The organism is Pantoea sp. Mhis, assembly GCF_009830015.1.
In genome coordinates this window covers 81,968-101,810 of the sequence record NZ_SZZX01000004.1, presented here as the reverse complement: position 1 = coordinate 101,810, position 19,843 = coordinate 81,968, and the positions used below count along the sequence as shown (strand labels likewise).

General features: G+C 29.7%; 16 protein-coding genes and 1 pseudogene. All 17 read right to left on the bottom strand.

Annotation, left to right across the window (positions count from 1 at the left end; all coding sequences use genetic code 11):
- Positions 1 to 290 precede the first annotated feature (290 nt).
- The 17 genes and pseudogenes from lpxC to ilvI all read right to left on the bottom strand — a co-directional run bounded on the left by lpxC (position 291) and on the right by ilvI (position 19,780).
- A complete protein-coding gene (gene lpxC, locus FD727_RS02400; protein WP_159938579.1) occupies positions 291 to 1,214 on the bottom strand; it encodes a UDP-3-O-acyl-N-acetylglucosamine deacetylase in 924 nt (307 codons plus the stop codon).
- Between the two features lie 100 nt (positions 1,215 to 1,314).
- On the bottom strand, positions 1,315 to 2,469 hold the full coding sequence (gene ftsZ, locus FD727_RS02395; protein WP_159938564.1) for a cell division protein FtsZ: 1,155 nt from the start codon (positions 2,467 to 2,469) through the stop codon (positions 1,315 to 1,317).
- 68 nt (positions 2,470 to 2,537) lie between these two features.
- Positions 2,538 to 3,791, bottom strand: coding sequence for a cell division protein FtsA (gene ftsA, locus FD727_RS02390; RefSeq protein ID WP_159938563.1), 1,254 nt, complete (start codon positions 3,789 to 3,791; stop codon positions 2,538 to 2,540).
- A 104-nt stretch (positions 3,792 to 3,895) separates the two neighbouring features.
- Positions 3,896 to 4,111 (bottom strand): annotated as a pseudogene (locus FD727_RS02385) (cell division protein FtsQ/DivIB); the annotation flags it as partial.
- A gap of 751 nt (positions 4,112 to 4,862) precedes the next feature.
- A complete protein-coding gene (murC, locus tag FD727_RS02380; protein WP_159938561.1) occupies positions 4,863 to 6,335 on the bottom strand; it encodes a UDP-N-acetylmuramate--L-alanine ligase in 1,473 nt (490 codons plus the stop codon).
- A gap of 45 nt (positions 6,336 to 6,380) precedes the next feature.
- Positions 6,381 to 7,454, bottom strand: coding sequence for an undecaprenyldiphospho-muramoylpentapeptide beta-N-acetylglucosaminyltransferase (murG, locus tag FD727_RS02375; RefSeq protein WP_159938560.1), 1,074 nt, complete (start codon positions 7,452 to 7,454; stop codon positions 6,381 to 6,383).
- Positions 7,455 to 7,740: 286 nt separating this feature from the next.
- Positions 7,741 to 8,154 carry an FtsW/RodA/SpoVE family cell cycle protein gene (locus FD727_RS04090; protein ID WP_255454572.1) on the bottom strand — a complete coding sequence of 138 codons (414 nt, stop codon included), beginning with the start codon at positions 8,152 to 8,154 and terminating at the stop codon, positions 7,741 to 7,743.
- A gap of 14 nt (positions 8,155 to 8,168) precedes the next feature.
- Entirely contained in the window at positions 8,169 to 8,636 is a 468-nt protein-coding gene (locus FD727_RS04085; protein ID WP_159938558.1) for an FtsW/RodA/SpoVE family cell cycle protein, read from the bottom strand.
- A gap of 55 nt (positions 8,637 to 8,691) precedes the next feature.
- Positions 8,692 to 10,005: a UDP-N-acetylmuramoyl-L-alanine--D-glutamate ligase gene (gene murD, locus FD727_RS02360; RefSeq protein WP_159938578.1), complete on the bottom strand. Its 1,314-nt coding sequence runs from the start codon at positions 10,003 to 10,005 to the stop codon at positions 8,692 to 8,694.
- Between the two features lie 2 nt (positions 10,006 to 10,007).
- Positions 10,008 to 11,090 (bottom strand): phospho-N-acetylmuramoyl-pentapeptide-transferase, encoded by a 1,083-nt coding sequence (gene mraY, locus FD727_RS02355; RefSeq protein ID WP_159938557.1) that lies wholly within the window; start codon positions 11,088 to 11,090, stop codon positions 10,008 to 10,010.
- A complete protein-coding gene (gene murF, locus FD727_RS02350) occupies positions 11,071 to 12,444 on the bottom strand; it encodes a UDP-N-acetylmuramoyl-tripeptide--D-alanyl-D-alanine ligase (RefSeq protein WP_159938556.1) in 1,374 nt (457 codons plus the stop codon). Before murF ends, mraY begins: the two co-directional genes overlap by 20 nt.
- Positions 12,441 to 13,940, bottom strand: a complete 1,500-nt coding sequence (gene murE / locus FD727_RS02345; protein ID WP_159938555.1) for a UDP-N-acetylmuramoyl-L-alanyl-D-glutamate--2,6-diaminopimelate ligase — start codon at positions 13,938 to 13,940, stop codon at positions 12,441 to 12,443. Before murE ends, murF begins: the two co-directional genes overlap by 4 nt.
- Positions 13,941 to 14,265: 325 nt before the next feature.
- Complete coding sequence (locus FD727_RS02340; protein ID WP_159938554.1) at positions 14,266 to 14,430, bottom strand: hypothetical protein; 165 nt, start codon at positions 14,428 to 14,430, stop codon at positions 14,266 to 14,268.
- 252 nt (positions 14,431 to 14,682) lie between these two features.
- A complete protein-coding gene (locus FD727_RS04160; protein ID WP_159938553.1) occupies positions 14,683 to 14,901 on the bottom strand; it encodes a penicillin-binding transpeptidase domain-containing protein in 219 nt (72 codons plus the stop codon).
- 1,125 nt (positions 14,902 to 16,026) lie between these two features.
- On the bottom strand, positions 16,027 to 16,962 hold the full coding sequence (gene rsmH / locus FD727_RS02330; protein WP_159938552.1) for a 16S rRNA (cytosine(1402)-N(4))-methyltransferase RsmH: 936 nt from the start codon (positions 16,960 to 16,962) through the stop codon (positions 16,027 to 16,029).
- 599 nt (positions 16,963 to 17,561) lie between these two features.
- Complete coding sequence (gene ilvN / locus FD727_RS02325; protein WP_159938551.1) at positions 17,562 to 18,053, bottom strand: acetolactate synthase small subunit; 492 nt, start codon at positions 18,051 to 18,053, stop codon at positions 17,562 to 17,564.
- 2 nt (positions 18,054 to 18,055) lie between these two features.
- Positions 18,056 to 19,780, bottom strand: a complete 1,725-nt coding sequence (gene ilvI / locus FD727_RS02320) for an acetolactate synthase 3 large subunit (RefSeq protein WP_159938550.1) — start codon at positions 19,778 to 19,780, stop codon at positions 18,056 to 18,058.
- Between the last annotated feature and the right edge of the window lie 63 nt (positions 19,781 to 19,843).

Below are 19,843 nucleotides of genomic sequence, written 5' to 3'. Positions count from 1 at the left end.
TATCTATTGATAATAATAATGCAGAGTATTTTTGTCAAAAAAAATAACTATCTAATAATATAAGTGATTGTTTTTATACTGTTAAATACTAATGTTTTACAAGTATATAATTTAATATGATCGTATATTTTATATATAAAACAATAAAATTGTTTTGCATTTATTAAAAATAATCTAAAATTTTTTACATAATCATAAATTAAAATTATAGTAATTATATATACAGGTATTAGATTTTAAATCACATAGATTCTTATTTTTTATTAGTATAAAATATATAAAAGTTTACTTTATAACATACCTAAACTAGGTAAATTAATTATATTAAATGCCACGGGTAATTCATTGTGTTCAATAGTAGCAAATTCCCAGTTGTCCTGCTGCGATAATATCAATTGCAATAACTTATTATTTAATGAATGACCAGATTTAAAAGCAGAAAAAGCTCCAATAATATTGGAACCACATATAAATAGATCACCAATAGCATCTAATATTTTATGACGAACAAATTCATCTTTAAAACGTAATCCATCTACGTTTAAGACACTAAAATCATCCAGACCAATAGCACAATCTAAACTGCCCCCTAAACATAATCCCTTAGCTTGTAAATTCTTCATCTCACGTATAAATCCAAAAGTGCGTGCAGGACTAATCTGTTGAATGAAAGCATCTGCTGAAAAATTCAATTGGTAGTACTGTGTACTTGAATTAATAACAGGATGATTAAAATCGATTGCGAAAGAAACCGAGAAACCATGATAAGGTTTAATTTTAGCCCATTTATCACCATCTTTTACCTGTACTACTTGTTTAACAAGTAAAAATTTTTTTGCTACATTAAGTTCTTTAATACCAGCATCCATAAGTAAATAAATAAAAGGAGCAGCACTACCATCCATTATTGGAATCTCTGGTAGATCAACTTCAACAATGATATTATCGATACCTAAACCAGCTAGCGCAGCATTGAGATGCTCTACTGTTGAAATACGTACGCCTTCATCATTAATTAAGCAAGTACTCAACATTGTATCTCGTACATATTTTGCATCAGATAAAAAATCAACTGATGGATATAAATCGGTACGACGATAGATGATTCCTGTATTTGCCGAAGCTGGACGTAAAGTTAATGTTACTTGCTTTCCAGTATGTAAACCTATACCGGTGACCTGAACAATACGTTTTAACGTCCTTTGTTTGATCATCATATTAAGCTGTATTATCTACATTTAATTATTAATATATATCATTAAATTATGAGAACAAGTTAGCATAAAAACAGAGATTCCTAGTTTAAATTTACCTTTAATCTGCTTGCTTACGTAGAAATGCTGGAATATCCAAATAATCAGGATCTTTATTAGACGATGTAATCTTCTCATTCATGACTTTAGTTGTAGTTCGTTTATCCTGAGTTAATGACGATATATTATGTTGTTGATAGCGATGATCTATTAATGATTGAGAATTTAATTTACTAGTTACTAAAGTGATTTCTGGATGTCGATCCATACCTATACCGGTAGCAACAACAGTAACACGTAGTTCTTCATTCATTTCCGGATCTAAAGAAGTACCAATTACTACGGTAGCGTTTTCAGAAGCAAATGCACGAATTGTGTTACCCACAGTTTCAAATTCATCAAGACGTAAATCAAATCCGGCTGTAATATTAACTAATACACCACGTGCACCTGATAAGTCAATATCTTCTAGTAATGGGCTACATATAGCCATTTCAGCTGCTTCTTCAGCACGAGCTTCTCCACACGAAGCACCTGAACCCATCATAGCGTATCCCATTTCTGACATTACAGTACGTACATCTGCAAAATCAACATTCATTAAACCAGGTCGCGTAATTAATTCTGCAATGCCCTGTACAGCACCTTTTAATACGTTATTTGCTGCACTAAAAGCATCTAACAGAGATATGCCCCTACCTAATACTTTTAATAACTTATCATTAGGAATGGTAATTAATGAATCAACATGTTTAGAAAGCTCAGTGATACCTTGTTCAGCAAATGACATTCGCTTTTTACCTTCAAAATTAAAAGGTTTAGTTACTACTGCAACGGTTAATATACCTAAAGTTTTTGCTACTTCAGCTACTACCGGGGCTGCACCAGTACCCGTACCACCTCCCATACCAGCTGCAATAAATATCATATCTGCTCCATCTAAAGCAGAATGTAATATTTCTCGGTCTTCTTCAGCTGAAGTTCTTCCAACTTCTGGATTTGCACCAGCACCTAGTCCTTTAGTAATATTCGTCCCGATTTGGATCGTATGATTAACTGATGTTTTACGTAACGCTTGTGCATCGGTGTTAATAGCAAAAAATTCTACTCCTTCAATACGCTCACGTACCATATGTTCTACAGCATTTCCACCACCACCACCGACACCAATAACTTTAATTACTGCATCATTAGTTAATTCCAAAGGTTCAAACATGACTTCTCTCCATTTTATGCCTATTGCTTTTATATATACTATTTATCGATTATATTTTTTTAAAATAACTAAAATTCTTTTTTTAGCCAATTATTAATATGCTTAAACCAACTGCTTATTGAAGACCGTTTTTCTATAGCCGCATCATTCATGTATAACTCTTTACCGTAATATAGTAATCCAACGACTGTAGAGTAATAAGGTTCTTGAACACAATTAATTAATCCATTAATATCTGATGGTTGTCCAATGCGGACTTGAGTATTGAACACGCGCTGTGCACTAATCGTTAAACCTTCTATCTGTGCTGCCCCTCCAGTTAACACAATACCAGCTGCTAAATGATATTTTATTCCTTGTTGACATAATTTTGTCTGAATTTGTATAATTTCATTATTTACAAAATTAAGCAATTCTGTATAGCGTGGTTCTATAACTCCAGCTAATGTTTGGCGATGAAGATTACGTAAAGGTAAGCCACTAACACTTGGTAACTCTAAATGTTCATCTTTTTTAATAACTGAACTAACAGTACAACCATGTTTAACTTTAATAAGTTCAGCATCAGGGGGTGGTGTACCAAAAGCATAAGCAATATCGCTAGTGACTAAATTACCTGCATAAGGAAATACTTTTATATGACGTAATGCACCGCTAGTATAAACTGTAACATCCATTGTACCACCACCAATATCAACAAGGCATACTCCTAATTCACGATCATCTTCAGTTAAAACAGCATAGCTAGAAGCTAAACCAGAAAAAATTAATTGGTTCACTTTTAAACCACAACGTTCAACTGCTTTAACTAGATTTTTTGCCATATCATTATGACATGTAATTAAATGAACTTTTGCTTGCATACGTACGCCAGACAATCCTATTGGATTTTTAATACCTTCTTGATAATCAATTGTATATTCCTGTGGAATAACATGTAAAATACGATGTTCGTCACATATACGTACAGATTTTGCTATATGTACTACATTCTCTATATCATCTTTAGTTACTTCATCTCCATATATTGGGATCATCCCGATTTCATTTTGACAATTAATATGTTTCCCAGATAATGCAAGATATACTGAAGTAATTTTACAAGCAGCCATTATTTCAGCTTGATCAATAGCATGTTGTACACATTGTATCACCGACTCTAAATCATTTACACCTGCTTTATCCATGCCACGAGAAGGATGACTGCCTACTCCAATAATATTTATTATACCTTCTGGTAAAATTTCACCGATCAAAGCAGCAACTTTAGCAGTGCCAACTTCTAGTCCTACTATTAGTTTTCTATCTGTTACTTTGATCATTTTTAACCTATGCTTGACTTTTAAAAATTTATACTTTATGAAGTAAATCATTATTATCAGACTATTACGCCACATTCATACCATAGAGCAATATAATTAATATGCTAATTGTGAATAAGTACTTTATGTTGTAAATTGCGATAGATTGCAATAAAACGCATTAGACTTTTAATAACGTTATGTTGCCCTAGTTTGATACGTATTCCATTACCAACAAGAAGCTGCCATGAATGCCAATCTGTCATTAATAAACTTTTTACATTAAATTGATTAGTTTGCAGTTTTACATTCATACCATAATATGCAGCTATTATTTCTTTTTCAGTTTGTCTAGGTCAATAGAGCATAGGTATATTTTCTTTACTTATGTGATTAATTGGAATATTGAATTCTACACCATTAGCATATATAAATCATTCCATTGCATCATAGGTATAAATTCAATTAAATTAATATTTAATTCATAAGGCCACCTTTTACGCACACTAACTTATTCAATCAAAATAAATGTTTAATTTATTTTTGAATTTGATCTGTACGTTGTGATATAAAATATTATTAGGTGAATCAATTTCTAGAATAGATTGGTGAATATTATTATAAGTGGTGTAATGCATTTTACCAGTTATCACTAATTTTGATGAAGGTAAACGCTATACATTGTTTAGCATATGTAACTCTGTGCGAATTTAGCAACTAGTATTATTGTACTAATAACAATTGCATAATGATTTAATACCAACTAATTCGATAACATTATTGTGTTTTATTTGTACATATTGTAGAAATTCATCACTTTTATTAGAAATGCTTTTTATTGTTGAAACATATTAATTATTTGAATTTAATGATTAATTATACAATATGATAAAAACATTATGGTCAATATAACTATTGACATAAAGCACTTAAAAATATGATTTTTTATAAAAACAAAATTAATATCCAAGTAAACTCATTTTTTTTAAAACTACCACTAAATATCAATATAATATCAATAATATTATAATTTATTAGATATTCATCTAATATAAAAATTTTTGATAATATATTATATTAAAAAATTATTTTTTAATTGTGTTCATCTCGTTCTTCTGCTAACTGAAGTAAAATTTTTGCTAATTTATGAGTAATTTTTCCTATATTACCTGCACCTTGAACAATGATTAAATCGTTTCCAGATAGCAAAGATATTAATATCTTAGGTAATGAATCATGTTTAGAAACCAAAAGAGGATTGATTATGCCACGATTACGAACCGCACAACATAAAGAATAACTATCTGCTCCGGGAATAATAGTTTCTCCTGCTGAATATACATCTAGTAATAGTAATACATCTACTTGCGATAATACTTTAGCAAAGTCATTTAACATATATCTTGTACGTGTATAACGATGTGGTTGAAATACCATAATAAGTTTTTTTTGTGGCCAACCTGCTCGTGCTGATTTAATTGTAACATTTACTTCAGTTGGATGATGTCCATAATCATCTAATAATATAGCAGTTCCAGGATAACCATGGATCATACTAGTATCAAATTCTCCAAGTACATCAAATCGCCGTCCTGTTCCTTGAAAACTTTCTAAAGCTGATAAAATGACATTATCATGAATACCATCTTCACTAGCTACTGCAACAGCGGCTGCTGCATTAAGAGCATTATGATGTCCTGGTGCATTTAGAGTAACATTTAAAACTTTTTTATTTCTTCTAATTAAAGAAAAATATCCTTGTACTCCACGTTGTTCGTAATTATCAATACGGATATCAGCATTATGGTTAAAACCATAAGTTGTAATGTGACGACCAATCCTTGGCATTAATTCAGAAATCACTGTATCATCACTGCATAATATAGCACGTCCGTAAAATGGTAAATTATGTAAAAAATTAATAAATGTTTGTTTTAAATTCTCAAAATTATCTAAATATGTCTCCATATGATCTTCTTCAATATTTGTAACAATTGCAACAATTGGTTGTAAATGTAAAAAAGATGCATCGCTTTCATCTGCTTCAACAATTAAATATCGACTACTACCAAGACGTGCATGAGTACCTACAGATTTTACTAAACCACCATTTACAAATGTAGGATCCAAACCGGCTTCAGCATAAATGCTAGCTACAAGCGCAGTAGTAGTTGTTTTCCCATGAGTACCAGCAATAGCTATTCCATGACGAAAACGCATTAGTTCAGCCAACATTTCGGCACGACGAATTACTGGAATTCTTTGCTCACGAGCTGCAATTAATTCTGGATTATTCTGGGGTACTGCAGTTGAAACAACAACTACATTTGCATTAATTACATTTTTAGGATCATGATTAAAATGAATAGTAGCGCCTAATGCAATTAAATGTTGCGTTACCAAATTAGGAACTAGTTCAGAACCACTAATATGATATCCTTCATTCATTAATACTTCAGCAATACCACCCATGCCCGCTCCTCCTATACCAACTAGATGGATGTTCTTAATTAACCTCATCTCAGGTACAATAGAACGCAGTTTTGCTAATTGTTGTATATTCATTTTTCTCCGTTACCTATTTTATGTGTACCTAAGATATACAGTACATTAGCTAATTAACTTATTGTGTATTCGGATAATAATTTGAACAATCTTATTAGTTGAATCAAAAATAGCTACCTGACGGGCTTTTTCTGCCATTGCTAATAATGTAACGCGGTCCTGCCATTCACTTAGTATTTCTACTATTGCGCTTGTAGTAAAATGTTGCTGCTGAAGAATTTTAGCAGCACCTACTTTTTGCAGAGGTAAAGCATTCCAATACTGTTGTCGATCTTTATGGGGAAATGGTATAAAAATTGCAGGTATACCAATAATTGCTACTTCACTAACAGTTAATGCTCCAGAACGACAAATTACAACATCTGCCCAAGAATAAGCTTCAGCTATATCATCAATAAATTCAGTGATTTTATATTGCAATTGACCTGCTGTAGAATAAGCTTGTTGTACAATTTCTTTAGAACTTTGACCAGTTTGGTGCCATACTATAATTTTATTAACTAATGCTTTTGCCACTGCTGGTAATTTTTGATTAAGAATTTTTGAACCTTGACTACCACCTAATACCAATACACGTATAGGACCAGTTCTTCCGTTAAAACGCTCTTTAGGTGATTTTATAGTTAGTATATGATCACGTATTGGATTACCTACTATGTCAGCTTGAGGAAATGTGTTAGGAAATGCTTGCATTATATTGGTAGCAATTTTTGCTAGCAATTTATTAGTTAATCCAGCAATTCTGTTTTGCTCATGTAATACTAATGGGATACCACAGCTCCAAGCAGCTAAACCACCTGGTCCAGAAACATAGCCACCCATACCTAATACTATATCAGGTTGCCATTCTTTCATAATACGGTATGCTTGATACCAAGCATTAAAAATTTTTATCGGAGATAAAACAAGAGTTATTATGCCTTTACCACGTAATCCACTAATACGAATGTATTTTATTGGAATACCCTGTTGTGGAATTAAACTAGCTTCCATATGGTCAGAAGTTCCTAACCAACATACTTCCCATCCTTGTTTTATTAAATGTTGAGCAACAGGTAAACCTGAAAATATATGTCCACCAGTTCCACCTGCCATTAACATTAACCGTTTAACCTTCATATATTCCTTATTATAATTTTTTTGTAATCAGATAAATAATTTTGCTTTCGTCATATGTATTTCATAATCTATTCTTAATAAAATAGAAATAACTATAGATATAATAATTAAGATAGAACCTCCATAACTAATTAAGAAAAAGAAAGGTTAAACTTTTGGTAAGCAAAATACCGACAGCAGCCCCTACATTTATTAAAACCTGAAAAGTAAATCATATACCAATTGCACAAATGAAAAATTCAGAGAAAATTTTTTTTGATTTTAAATCATTGATATTCAATTAACATTACACAAAAACTATAAACAATATCATTAATAATATAAAGATTACACCAATATAACCTAATTGATCATTCATGATTGAAATAATATAATCTGTATGAGATTCAGGCAAATTGTTTAATTTATGCCTAGAATCATTAGGAACTTGACCACCAAGTGCGTTACGACTAAATGTCATTAAAGATTCTGTCAACTGACAGTCATTATCAAATGGATCTTTCCAAGTATTTACAAATGAAATAATAAGAATAACTCGATAAGGTGTTATAAAAATTAATATTATAATAATTACTAAAATTCTCGAATCAATAATTACTATTGCCTGGCATACTTTAGTAACTTCAATAAATAAAATAGCCAAAGTAATAGTTAATATCATTATCACAATACCAAAATCAGCTTTTCTTAATGATAATATAGAAAAAGTTATTCTTATGCTATAGATTTACAAAATCCCCACAAGTTATGACGTAATTGTTGTGATTTTAGTATTAAATAACTAGAAAGATAACAAAATAATAATAGTTTTGTTATCTCTGCTGATTGTATTCGAAGAAGTGTTAATTCAATCCAGCATAATTCTCCATTTACTGAATTACCAATAAAGAATACAGTGAAAAATATTGACATTGCACTTATTAGAATTATATGTTTATAATGTTGCCAAAAATTCATTGTAATACTAAAAATGATTAAAAAAGATATATTTAATGTAAGTAAAATATAAAAAATACCACGTTTAGTAAAGAAAAATGGATTTTCCATTAAATATTGATTAAAAAGAAGCATAGAAGCAGAAGTTACCATAATTAATCCAATAGTTGCTACATCTAAAGTTAACCATAACAACGTATAATCATACATTATTAGACATGACTTATTTTTATTGAATTGATCCATAGTTCAATCTTTATGACAATGAGTTAATATAAATGATAAAAATAAAATATCTAAATTAGCTTAATTTTTTTGCCAACTGTGTAAATACTTCTCCACGGTGTTCAAAATTTAAAAATTGATCCAAGCTAGCACAAGCTGGAGATAACAACACAATATCTCCATTTGCTACCTGTTCTGCAATTTTAATCATTGCATCTTGGAGCGTTTTAGTGTAAGTGGTAATTTCTGGACATAATGTAGCTAATAGCTTACCATCCTGACCAAAGCAAAATATTCTAATATCATTGTTTCGTAAATAATTAATTAATGAAGAAAAGTCTGCCGATTTACTATCACCCCCCAATAATAACCATAATCTACCTTGAATATTCAAATCCTTTAAAGCAGCTATAGTACTACTAACATTGGTAGCTTTGGAATTATTTATCCAGCGTACACCTTTTGCCTGATGTGCTAATTGAAAACGATGAGGTAATCCAGAAAAAGTGCTTAATACACTAAGACTATCAACTCGAGGAATATTAATTGTATCAGCTAATGCTAGCGCAGCTAGCGCATTAATATAATTATGATGTCCACTTATTTTCATTTTATTAGTATTAATAATATTTTTACCATGTATCTGTAACCATATATTTTCTTTATGTTTATAAAGCGAGTAATTTCCAATATTCGCACCAAAACTAATATATTGCTGACTTAAATGATATTTAGGTACTGTCATATTATCTTCTGCATTAAAAATACAAATATAGCTATTCTTATAAATACGTAATTTAGAGTCAGCATATTGCTGTACATTTGAGTAACGATCCATATGATCTTCAGTTATATTAAGTACAGTTGATGCAAATGCTTTTAAACTATATGTAGTTTCTAGTTGAAAACTAGAAAGTTCTAATACGTACAGTTGCGTGCTAAACTTTAACAAAGTTAAAGCAGGTGTTCCAAGATTGCCTCCTACACTTACCAGCCAACCTGCTGCCCTAGCCATTTCAGCTACCATCATAGTCACTGTGCTTTTACCGTTAGTACCAGTAATTGCTATAATTGGTGCTTCCGCTTCACGACAAAATAATTCAATATCACCTATAATTTCAATACCATTTTCAAAAATTTTATTTAATATCAGATCATCTAATTTTATACCAGGACTCTTAATAATTAGATCACTTTCTAAAAGCCAATTAATATTAATACCGCCTAGATAGTATTCTATTTGTTTCGGTAGATTCGCTAATCCTGGAGGTGATATACGGTTATCCATTACACGAGGAATAATTCCTTGTGATAAAAAAAAATTAATACAAGATATACCAGTTATACCAAGTCCTATAATAACAATTTTTTTATTGTGATAATTAATCATAACTAACGTAATTTTAATGTAGCTAAACCAATTAAAACTAAGACTAATGAGATAATCCAAAACCTCACAATTACACGTGGTTCTGGCCATCCTTTTAACTCATAATGATGATGAATAGGCGCCATAAGAAAGATTCTATAACCTAAAAATTTAAATGATATCACTTGTAAAATTACAGAAAGTGCTTCAAGTACAAATATACCTCCCATAATCACCAATAAAAATTCCTGACATAACAATACTGCCAAAGTACCTAATGCACCACCTAGTGCTAATGAACCTACGTCTCCCATAAAAACCTGTGCAGGATAAGTATTGAACCATAAAAATCCTAATCCTGCACCTATAATAGCTGTACAAACAATTACTAATTCTCCTGCATATTTTAAATAAGGAATATGAAGATATTGAGCAAAGTTAATGTTACCCGTAACCCAAGCCACTAATGCAAATCCAGCTGCAACAAACACAGTAGACATAATGGCTAACCCATCTAGACCATCAGTTAAGTTAACAGCATTACCAGTACCAACAATTACCAAATAAGCCAATAAAATAAAAAATAATCCTAACTGCGGCATTATATCTTTAAAGAATGGAATAACAATGAGTGTTGCAGCTGTATTTTTACCTGTTATGTATAGGGTACATGCTAGGATAAGTGCAATAATAGACATCCAAAAATATTTCCAACGTGCAATTAATCCTTTAGTATTTCTACGTATTACTTTGTGATAATCATCAATAAAACCAATAATCCCAAAACTTATTAATATGACTAAAATATACCATACATAAGGATTAGATAGATAAGCCCATAGTAATACTGAAATAATAATCGATATGAGTATTATAATACCACCCATCGTTGGTGTTCCACACTTACTAAAGTGAGACTTAGGTCCATCATTACGTATAATCTGAGAGATTTGTAGTTTCTGTAACCAAGAGATTAAATAAGGTCCGATAATTAGAGAAATAAATAAAGCCGTTAGTAAACTAACAATAGCGCGAAAAGTTAAATATGAAAAAACATTTAAGCTAGAATAAAAAACAATTAAATATTTAGCTAGCCATAGTAGCATGTTTTTTCTCCTGTAAACTTTGTACTATTTGACGTAAATTAGCATTATGTGAACCTTTAATTAATATAGTAATATTTTTATATTTAGATAACATTTGTTCTAAATGTTCAATTAAAGAAGATTGATAAATAAAGTGTTTACCTTGTCTACAATATTTACTTATTAAGTAACTAAAGGTACCGATACTTAATATACAATCAATACCTGAAGCCTTTACTACTTTACCTATTTGACGATGATAGGCCTCGGTTTGATCACCTAATTCTGCCATATCACCTACTACTAAAACACGAAAACCTGATATATTTTTTAAAAAATTAATAGCAGCAATCATTGAACCTACGTTAGCATTATAACTATCATCTAGTATTAATTGATTAGTTGATAAATAAATTGGACAAAGACGACCAGGAATTGATCTTAAAGATTGCAAACCAGTAGAAATAGCATTTAATGGCGCATCTACTGACATAGATAGAGCAGCTGCAGCTAATGCGTTTGCAATATTATGTCTTCCTAGCAGAAATAGTTTAATTTTTACATCACCACGAGGTGTATGTAATGTAAATAATGTGAATTTAGTATTTATACAAATATTGCTAGCATAAAATTCTGCATTATTTGTGTATTCAAGTGAAAAACGCCATAATCTTTTGTTTAAAAAATATTTAGACCAATTACTTAGATCATTGCTTTCATTATTGATAATTGCAGTACCTTCTATTGATAGCGCATTAAAAATTTCACCTTTAGCTTTTGCTAGACCGTTTAATGAACCAAAACCTTTTAAATGTGCTGGAGCTAAATTATTTATCAATGCTGTTTCGGGCTGAATTAATTCTGTTCCATAAGCAATTTCTCCATGATGATTAGCTCCAAGTTCAATTACAGCATAATCATGCTGTGTAGTAAGACACAGCAATGTCATGCACACTCCTAGTGAATTATTTAGGTTCTTAATGGTATGTAACGTATTACCACATTGACTTAGAATTGCTGCAGTCATTTCTTTTACAGAAGTTTTCCCTGAAGAACCGGTTAAAGCTATCATACGAACTTTTGTTTGTTGACGCACCCAACTACTGAGTTGACCAAGAGCAATACGAGTATCATTTACTATTACTTGTGAAATTTTAATTGGTAATAAATGTTGAACTAGTAGCGCATGTGCTCCTTGGAGAACTGCCTCTTTTGCAAACATATGTGCATCAAAACGTTGACCAATTAATGCAATAAATAAACTACCATTCGGAATATTATTAGTGTTGGTGCTGACATCTGTGATAATTAAATTTTCACCATATAAATAACCATTAGTAATTTTAGATAGAATATCAAGAGATATTGGAATCATGTTTTTATTTCTAGCAACTTAGTAACAATATCACGATCCGAATAATGAATGTATTCATTTCCAATAATCTGGTAGTTTTCATGTCCTTTACCAAAAATTAATACAAGGTCATTAACTCGAGCTTCAATAATAGCACTAGTAACCGCCTGTTTACGATTAAGAATTATCCGGGCACGTTTTGGTTGAATCATGCCAGAAAGAATATCATTAATAATAAACATTGATTTTTCATTACGTGGATTATCGTTAGTAATTATTACTATATCAGTTAATTTTTCTACAATAGCACCCATTAATGGGCGTTTATCTCTATCACGTTCTCCACCACATCCAAACACGCACCAAATATATCCTCCTTTTTTACAATAGTGTATACGTGCTGTCTTTAATGCTTTTTCCAATGCATCTGGTGTATGAGCATAATCTACAATTACAAGAGGTTTATCAGGAGCAGTAAATCTTTCCATACGACCACATATTGGTTGCAATTTTATTGCAGTATCAATGAGTAATTCTAATGGATAATTAAGAGTTAACATTGTTGCTAACGCTAATAGTATATTTGTAGAATTAAATTCTCCTATTAATTGACTTTTAAAGTTTCCATTTCCCCAACTAGAATTAAAAGAAATAAATGTACCATTATCATGGTAATATATATTGTTAGCGTGTAACCAATATTGATAAAATTTGAATTGAAATATTTTTTGTGATGTAACAACAACAGCATTTGGAATTTTATTAATCCATTGACGACCTATTTTATCATCTGCATTAATAATGGCTTTATTTATTTTATGTTGAGAGAATAATAACCATTTAGCCGATTCATATTCAGCCATATTATGATGATAATCAAGATGATCCTGACTTAAATTTGTAAATACTGCAGCTACAAATGGTAATGCATGAACACGATGTTGTACTAAACTATGAGAAGAAATTTCCATTGCCACTAAGTTAGTATTTTTTTTTACTAAATCATATAAAACTTGTTGTATAACTACTGCAGAATCAGTAGTATTTTTGCTTGCTATTAAATTACCATATATACCATTCCCGATAGTACCCATTATAGCGCTATTTTCACCTAATAAATTAGCCCATTGAGCAATAAGATGTGTAGTTGTAGTTTTTCCATTAGTACCTGTTACACCAATTAGTTTTAATTTATAAGCTGGTTGTTGATAAAAGCGACCTGATAATGCAGACAGTCTCTGTGATAATTGTGATATATAAATAATAGGAATTTTATTGATTTGCTCTATGTGTCCATCTTTAGCTTGACACTCAGCTTCTGCAAGCACTGCTATAGCACCTCTATCAATTGCTTGAGTAATAAAAAGACGTCCATCAGTTTTATGACCAATAATAGCAATGAATAAATCACCAGAGGTTACAGAAGAGCTAGTTAATGTCATATTACGACAATCTAGCATTGGCACGTTTGGTATCCCCCAAGGCGCTAATAATTTACGTAAATTACGTTCTATCACCTGTGACCTCATAATTTTGATGATAATTTATTAAATTAAATTGTTAATTTATATTTATATCAGATTTAATATGTAACAAACTTAGTAAATTTTTCATTATTTTAACAAATAAAAGTGAATAAATTGTGCCATCACAATATTTGCCTACTTCCGGATTATTTATTAAAACTACTAGTAAGAAACGAGGTTTGCTAGTAGGTGCAATGCTTATAGCATAATTAATGTATTTATTATGTCTGTTCGAACTTGATTTTTTAGTAGTATCAATTTTAATAGCAATTAAGTATTCTTTGATAGAATCTCTAACAGCAGCACCATTTCTTGGTCATGCTATACTTTCCCTCATATGGAATACTATTTCCACTAAATTTTCTGAAAGAACACAATGTTCTATAATAGGATGATTAATTTTAGTAATGGATACTGCATGATTAATACCATAACTATCAATAATTGCATAGACATTTGCTAATCGTAAAGATGATAACATTTAACATTAACCAATATCCACACGAAAAAGTTGTTTTTCAGTTCTACACCATTTTTTAGGATTTATTTCATTATTTTACTAATAAGACCTAAATTAGTTGATTTTCCTATTCCAAAATAAGAATAAGTATATATTCATGCTGAATAAGCCATTGATAATACTAAACGTGAAACATCCCATTATTTCATTTTTGTAAAACACCAGTTAAAGTTAATTTATGATAATCTATTAGATCTTTAATTTTATAACCATTTATTTATACCAATCTGAACTTAAAATATTATTCTTCTTAACTATTCCAATTTTTAAAACTGTAATAATTATCATATATTTTATTGTAAAACCACGTTCAAACACATCGGTAATTGCTCTGTTCTTCGTAACATATTTTAAAATATTGTTAACATTATTTATATTAAAAGACATCCTACTAACAATAGCTAATATTTTCCCAGGATTAGCATCTAGCAAAACTACTATAGTTGACTCAGCTTAATTCACTATTACAGCATTATTCAATAAACTACGAACTAAAACTGGCAAATGTTTATCAATACTTAATATTAAATTATGTGCAATGTAAAAATTTACGGAAGACATGTTTTCAATAATTTATCAATAACAATCCTTACGTACAGTATACTAATCTGATTCGCTTATAAGCGATGTATCAAAACTTTTTAATAACTTCGAATAACAATCACCATATTTGTCGATATTTGTAAAACCAATTAAACTCACATTAATTCGTTGGCCAATAGGACAATATTGATCAGTAGATCATTCGCGTAAATATGAGGCTTCTAAAATGACTTTACATGTTCGCTAATGGTTGAATTAACTTGACGTGCTAGATAAACAAATCCTCTTTTTGGATTAGCATTAATACGTGATTTTATCTAATTAATCGGCGTTAATAGAGCTTTAGATAGTATTTACCATCTTTTATACATTGTGATAGAAGTGCATTAGTAAATTTCTTTAAGGTCTACTCAAATTAAATTAAATTAAATTAAATTGAACATTCAGATCTAGAGGAAGGCCATTATAATTATCTCAAGCATAATAGGTTTTATATAATTAAAGCATAAATTTATTTCTTTTATTAAAATCTATCGATTAATTAATTGAATTCACGTTACACGTGATAATAAATAATTTAATACTAGAAAAATAGAGCAGTATAATACTATAAAATGTGAATTATTAAAATTCATGTTATATTTATATTTTTAAAACATAATTTTATCTATGCAACTTATTAAAATTAATTAATCCTTATTCTTCTATTATTATATTTTCTTGATAAGACTTAACATGTTGCATTTGCAATTTATTAATGGTTATATCTTCATTTCTGCTATATTATTTCAGTGTTCTTGTTTGTAAAAGAAGATTACATAATTTAATATTAAGCATATTATTATCTAATATTAGTTGAACATATTTTACTATTATTAAGAGTATTTGATGTATTATAGATATAACAAATAATGATGATAAAATACAATAACTAAAAGAATTAAAGCAATCTTTCTAATATTACAAATATCTTGAAGAATATAGTTGTTAAATAATAATTGTTATTTTTATCCATTATCTTACTCTTTTAGCTATACGTAAAATTGAACTACGTGCTCGAGGATTATTTTTAATTTCCGACATACTTGGAAAAATTCTATCTAAGATTTTTAATTGACGAAAATTTAATTTTTTTAATTGATCTTCAGTTATTGGAATACCATTTGTTATTTGTGGTAAACGACTATTATCTTGCATGAAATGTTTTACTATTCGATCTTCAAGAGAGTGAAAAGTAATAACTGAGAGTCTACCATCTAAGGCTAATACAGCAAGTGTTCCTTTTAATGCATTATTAATTTCTTCTAATTCATTATTAATCAAAATACGAATAGCTTGAAAACTACGAGTTGCTGGATGTTTATGTGTAAATTTAATGGGTACTACTTGACTTATTAAAATTGCCAATTCTCTTGTTGTAGTTATTGGTTTTTTGCGTTTACGTAATTCAATAGCATGAGCAATGCGTTTAGCGAAACGCTCTTCTCCATATTTTTTAAGTACAAATATAATTTCTTTTTCTTTAGCATTTAATAGCCATTTTGCTGCAGATTGGCCACATGTAGGATCCATGCGCATATCTAATAATCCATTATACATAAATGAAAATCCTCGTTTTGGATCTTCTAGTTGTGTTGAAGAAACACCAAGATCTAATAATATACCATCAATCTTATTAATTAGACCACGTTGTGAAACGTAATTTATTAAAGCTGAAAATGGGCCATGTATAATAGAAAAACGTGAATCATTTATGTTAGCATTAGCTACAGCTTGTGGATCTCGATCAATAGCAATTAAGTGTCCATTTATACCTAATTTTGATAAAATCAATCTGGAATGTCCTCCATTGCCAAAAGTTGCATCAATATAAATACCGCTTTTTTTTATGTTAAGACCGTTAACAGCTTCGTGTAATAATACGGTTATATGTTTATATATTTTTTCCATAGAATTAATTATCAAAATAAGTAAATATGTTAATAAATTAAATTATTTTATTAATTTAATTATATAATTTATATTTTAGTTAAAAACTACCAAATTTAATATATATAAAGTTTAAAATATTTATTTATATACATTATCAAATAGATATTTATATTATAAAATAAATAAAAATGATTTTAATCAATAATTAATTGTGGCATTATATTATATATATAAAGTAACTTGTTCTGTTAGTTAACTTCATTGATTAACTAAGATTTGTGAAATATTTAAATGTTTTATTTAATTATAAAAATAATTTTAATTATAACTTTATATATTATATAAGTAAGTATAAATACACAAAAATTAACAATTCAAAACTTTACAAAGTAAATATATTATTAAATAACGCAAATTATTTATTTAGATTGACAATATAATAATATTTAAATAGTTCTAATATTACTTAACTTATTTTAAAGTTTTTAATACTAATTATATTAACTTTATATAAAATTAATATAATCATACATATAAATATAAAATAGATTGTTAAAAATCTATTCAATAATTTATAATTAATTATATTACTATAACATTAATACTGACTAATTATACTAATGTAATATACGTAAACCACGTGATAAAGTAACAATTCCCGAGCGTACAACTTCCAGAATTTCTGCTATATCGCGTACTAACTGAAGAAAAGCATTTATTTTCTTGCTAGTTCCAACTAATTGAACTATATATAGCATACTAGTTACGTCAATAATTTGACCCCGAAAGATTTCTGTATTGCGTTTTACTTCTTCACGAACAAGACCATTGGTCTTGATTTTTACTAAAACAATTTCACGTTCAATATATGCGTTTTTTCTTAATTCACTAACATGTAGTACATCTATTAATTTATGTAATTGTTTTTCAATTTGCTCTAATACCTTCTCGTCCCCAACAGTTTGAATTGTTATACGTGATAACGTACGATCTTCAGTAGGGGCAACTGTTAAACTATCAATATTATAACCGCGTTGAGAAAATAAACCTATTACACGAGATAATGCACCAGATTCATTTTCCAGTAAAACTGATAAAATACGCCGCATAATTAAGTTCTCTTTGTTTTACTTAACCACATATCATTCATAGCACCATTTTGAATTTGCATTGGATATACGTGTTCATTATCGTCGATAATTACATCAACAAAAACTAAATGTCCTTGCGATAACTGCTGTAATGCTTGAGTTAAATTTTCTTCTAGTTCAGTCGGTTTTTTGATAGACATACCTATATGACCATAAGCTTTTGCTAAACTTACAAAATTTGGTAACGATTTCATATATGAGTGTGAGTGCCTACCATAATAGATCATATCTTGCCACTGCTTAACCATGCCAAGAAAACGATTATTTAGATTTAGGATAAGTATAGGTAAATTATATTGTAATGCAGTTGATAATTCTTGAATATTCATTTGAATACTACCATCTCCTGTAATACAAATAACAATTTCTTCTGGTAGTGCTACTTTCACACCAAGAGCTGCAGGTAAGCCAAAGCCCATTGTACCAAGACCTCCAGAATTAATCCAATGTCTTGGTTTATTAAACCTATAATAAAGTGCAGTAAACATTTGATGTTGACCAACATCAGAAGTGATGTAAGCATTACCTTTAGTTAAATTCCAGATAGTCTCAATAACAGCTTGTGGTTTAATTTTATTACTAGTACGGTCGAACTTTAAGCATTTATACTCACGCCAGATTGCAATGCATTGCCACCAATCATATATTTTTTTTTGATTTTGTTTATATGTGCTATTTTTAAGTAATTCTAAAATTTTTATAAGTATATATTTTGCATCACCGACAATTGGAATATCTGCTTTAATAGTTTTAGAAATTGAAGTTGGATCAATATCAATATGTATTATAATGGCATTTGGGCAATATTTTGTTAGATTGTTTGTAGTTCGATCATCAAATCGTACGCCTATACCAAGAATCAAATCTGCATTATGCATTGTCATATTAGCTTCATAGGTACCATGCATTCCTAGCATTCCAAGACATTGCTCATGAGTACCAGGAAATGCACCAAGTCCCATAAGAGACATAGTAACGGGTAAATTTAAGTTCTCAGCTAATTGAAGTAATTCTTCTGAGCAAGTTGAATTAATAGCACCTCCACCAACATAAATTACTGGTTTTTGAGCTAGTAATAAAGAATCTAATGCTCGTTTAATTTGCCCTTTATGTCCTTGAATAGTTGGATTATATGAACGTATATTTATAGTTTTAGGCCATAAGTATGGTACTTTATTAGTTTGATTAAGAATATCTTTAGGTAAATCAACTACTACAGGGCCTGGACGACCAGTTATCGCAAGCCAAAAGGCTTTTTTTAATATTATTGGAATTTCTTTAGTAGATTTTACTAAAAAACTGTGTTTTACTATCGGTCTTGAAATTCCCACCATATCGCATTCTTGAAATGCATCATAACCAATTAATGAAGAATCAACTTGTCCTGATAGGATCACGATTGGTATAGAATCCATATATGCTGTTGCAATACCAGTAATAGTATTAGTTGCTCCTGGCCCAGAAGTTACTAACACTACACCAATTTCACCTGTAGCACGAGCTAAACCATCAGCCATATGAACTGCACTTTGTTCATGCCGCACTAATATGTGATTAATACCATTGATCGTTTGTAACGCATCATAAATATCCAGTATCGATCCACCTGGATAACCGAATATTTGCTTTATGCCTTGATCAATTAACGAACGAATAATTATTTCGGCTCCAGACAATATTTCCATTTTTGTCTCCAGGTTTGAAAAACTTTTAAGTCAATTAAGTTATTTAACTTGCTCTTAACATGA